This is a genomic window from Protofrankia sp. CiP1_Cm_nod3, from assembly GCF_982290655.1.
Map to the genome: position 1 here is coordinate 1 of NZ_CEVIVD010000102.1, position 3322 is coordinate 3322.

The 3322-nt window shown below is 73.3% G+C and carries 2 protein-coding genes; one reads left to right on the forward strand and one right to left on the reverse strand.

Annotated elements, in window-relative coordinates; all coding sequences use genetic code 11:
• Window positions 1-1497: PucR-like N-terminal domain-containing protein (locus AC5LUJ_RS17490; RefSeq protein WP_493465303.1), on the reverse strand; the 1497-nt coding region annotated here is incomplete at its 3' end.
• A gap of 326 nt (window positions 1498-1823) precedes the next feature.
• On the opposite strand from AC5LUJ_RS17490, the gene AC5LUJ_RS17495 reads away from it, so the two are divergent.
• Window positions 1824-3185 (forward strand): M16 family metallopeptidase, encoded by a 1362-nt coding sequence (locus AC5LUJ_RS17495; protein WP_250285783.1) that lies wholly within the window; start codon window positions 1824-1826, stop codon window positions 3183-3185.
• Window positions 3186-3322 lie beyond the last annotated feature (137 nt).

Genomic DNA, 3322 nt, shown 5'->3' on the forward strand with positions numbered 1-3322 from the left:
GGTCAGACCGGCGCGCAGGACGAGCTCGAGCTCGAAGCGGGCGTCCGGGTCGTCCAGGATCTCCCCGAACAGGGCGCGCAACTGGCCGAGCCGGTAGCGGACCGTCTGCGGGTGCACCTGGAGCTCGGCGGCGATCAGGGCGCGCTGTCCCCGTAGCCGCAGCCACAGCAGCAGTGTCTGCGCCAGCCGGGTACGGGCCCGGGCGGGCAGCCCGTCCAGCGGGGCGAGCCGGCGGCGGGCGAGGTCGGCGAGCAGCTGCGGATCCCGGGCGAACAGCAGCCCGGCGAGATGGTCGTCGGTGAACAGCACCCCGCCAGGGCTGACGGGTACGCCCGGCAGCGTTCCGCTGTCCCGGGCCCTGCGCGCGAACGCCGCCCGCGCCGCGCTGGCGGACGCGTCCCGCCACGGGACGGCCGGGCCGACGATCGCGTCGAGACCGGCCAGCGTCCGCTCGAGCCAGCCCCGCCGCCCGGGCCCGACCGGGTCGGTGACGAACACCCAGGTGTCCTTGCCCTGGATGGTGCGAGGTGTCTCTGGCGGCAGCACCAGGTGGGGGAGGCAGTGGTCCACCCGGCGGTCGACACGATCGTGGGCCGGCCCGCCCACACCCCCGGCATCGTCGGCTCTGTCGCCGCCGCGAGTCGTGTCGCCGCCGCGAGTCGTGTCGCCGCCGCGAGTCGCGGCAGCGTCATGAGTCGTGTCGTTGCCGCGAGTCGTGCCGAGGGTGTCAGTCGTGTCGGCCCAGCGGGACCCGTCGTCGCCGCGAGCCGCGTCAACGGCTCCGCGGGCCCGCTCGGCGTCGCTCCCGCCGTCGCCCCGAGCGGGGCTGACGGCACCGGCTCGGTCGGCCCCGTCGGCTCCGTCGGCTCCGTCGACGACGCGGCCGCTGCCCGCGGAGCCGGGGAGGAGAACGGCGGCCACGACGTCGGGCAGCCGGTAGCGGGCCGCCCGGGCGACCTGCTCGATCGTTGCGGGGCTTCCCCCGGACAGCATCAGCTCGCCGAGCCGGTCCCACAGACGGCCGCGTTCGCTGGCCGCCTCGGACTGCTCCTGGGCGTAGCCCTCGGCGCTGGCGGCGGAGATCCGGTCGATGTAGGCGAACATCGTTTCGGCCAGCGAGACCAGCCCGGCGGCGTCCAGCCCGCCGCGCCGCGCCGCCTCGGCGAGCCGCCGCCAGGCGACCCGGGCGCCCACCCGGTAGGCGCCGAGAAGGGTGTCCAGCGAGCGCCCGGAGCGGAACTCGCCGCGTCCCAGCCGGACGTAGACCTCACGGCTGGCCGCGAGATCGGGCGGTCCGCCGGAGTCGGCGCCGACCACGGTGAGGAAACGCAGCAGCGCCTCTTCGACCCCCTGCCGCACGCCGCGGCCGAACGAGCCCTCCAGCGGGCGCGCGTACGGCGGCACCTCACGCGCGATGGCCGCGATCAGATCATCGCTGAGGGTCGCCAGCTCAAATCGCAGGATGTCAGCGAGATCAGTAGACAGAGTGGATGGCAACTGTCCGTCTGGAACAGTTTTCACGGCTTGCACCCCGCTTCGGACGGGCCCCGGGTCGTCGAAGTGCTCCGGTGAGCATAACCCCGCCTCATCGGTGGCGATGCGACGAACGGCCCGGCGATGACCGTGGGGCCCTGTCGGGGTCCTGCTGGGATCCTGACGAGAGGCGCCGCCGGGACGCGGCGGGAACCCGCTGAGAACCCCGGCGGGGCTCACGGCGAGGCCCTGGCCGGATTCGCCGGAAAGGCGGGATCAATCCGGGAGCGCGATGGCCGTGGAGCGGGCAACCGGCGGCCCTGTGGCGCGGATCATCGAGTACCCGGACCATGACAGGCCCGGCCGCAGTAGCGTTGCCAACCGTGCCCCCTCGTACCGAGACGAATACGACCGCCGTCCTGTTGCCGGCGCCCTCCTACCCGGTGGAGAAGACCTCCCTGGCGAACGGGCTGCGCGTCGTGCTGGCTCCGGATCGCACGGCGCCCGTTGTCGCCGTGGCTGTCCACTATGACGTGGGATTCCGCTCCGAGCCGGAGGGGCGGACCGGCTTCGCGCACCTGTTTGAACATCTCATGTTCCAGGGCAGTGAAAATGTCGGAAAGGCCGAGCACGCGAAGTATGTGCAGGCCGCCGGGGGCATATTCAACGGATCCACGCATCCGGACCACACCGACTACTACGAGCTGCTGCCCTCCGGCGGGCTGGAACGCGCGCTGTTCCTCGAGGCCGACCGGATGCGCGCGCCCCGGATCACGCGGGAGAACCTGGACAACCAGATCGCGGTGGTCCAGGAGGAGATTCGGGTGAACGTGCTGAACCGGCCCTACGGCGGGTTTCCCTGGATCACGCTCCCGCCGGTCGCCTTCGACACGTTCCCCAACGCCCACAATGGCTACGGTGACTTCCACGAGCTTGAGGCGGCGAGCCTCGACGACGCCGCGGACTTCTTCGACAAGTACTACGCGCCGGGCAACGCCGTCCTGACGGTGGTCGGTGACTTCGATGTCGACGACGCCCTGCGGCTGGTCCATCGCTACTTCGACGACATCCCGGCCCGGCCGGTGCCCGTCCGCCCGAGTTTCGCCGAGCCGGTGCGCGCCGAGGAACGGCGCTCGGTCCTCACCGACCCGCTCGCGCCCCGCCCGGCGCTCGCCGTCGGCTACCGCGTCCCCGATCCTCTGGCCGATCTACCGACCTTCCTGGCCTACGACGTGCTCACCCACGTCCTGTCCGCCGGCGACGCCAGCCGGCTGGAGCGCAGGCTCGTCCAGAAGGACCGGTCGGTGATCGGCGTGAGCACCTATCTCGGCACCTTCGGGGACCCGTTCGACCAGCGGGATCCGCTGCTGCTCACCCTGGAGGCCCGGCATCCCGCGGAGTCGACGCCCGATGCGGTCCTCGCCGCGGTGGACGAGGAGCTCGACCGCGTCGCCACCGACGGCCTCCAGCCCGGCGAGCTCGCCCGGATACAGGCGCGGATCGCCTCCGGCCTGCTGCGCGAGGCCGACGACGCGCTCGGGCGCGCGCTGGCCCTGGCCACCTTCGAGCTGCACCGCGGCCGGCCCGAACTGATCAACGAGCTGCCCGCGGTGGTGGGGGCGGTGACCGCGGAAAGCGTGCGGGCAGCCGCCGCCGGCCTGCGCTCCCAGGGCCGGTCGGTCCTGGAACTGCGTGCCGGTGCCGCCTCGTGACCCTCACGGGCATCGTGCTCCCCACCGACGCGGCGGCTCCCGCGGGCGCCGCGTTCCTCACGGATGCCGTGGGCCGGGCGGGCACCGCCACCGTCATGGGCGCCGCCGTCACGGGCGCCGCCGTCACGGGCGCCGCC

What these genes read in the sequence shown, in the direction of transcription:
- AC5LUJ_RS17495 (WP_250285783.1), top strand. Translation starts at nt 1,824, where the DNA reads ATGACAGGCCCGGCCGCAGTAGCGTTGCCAACCGTGCCCCCTCGTACC.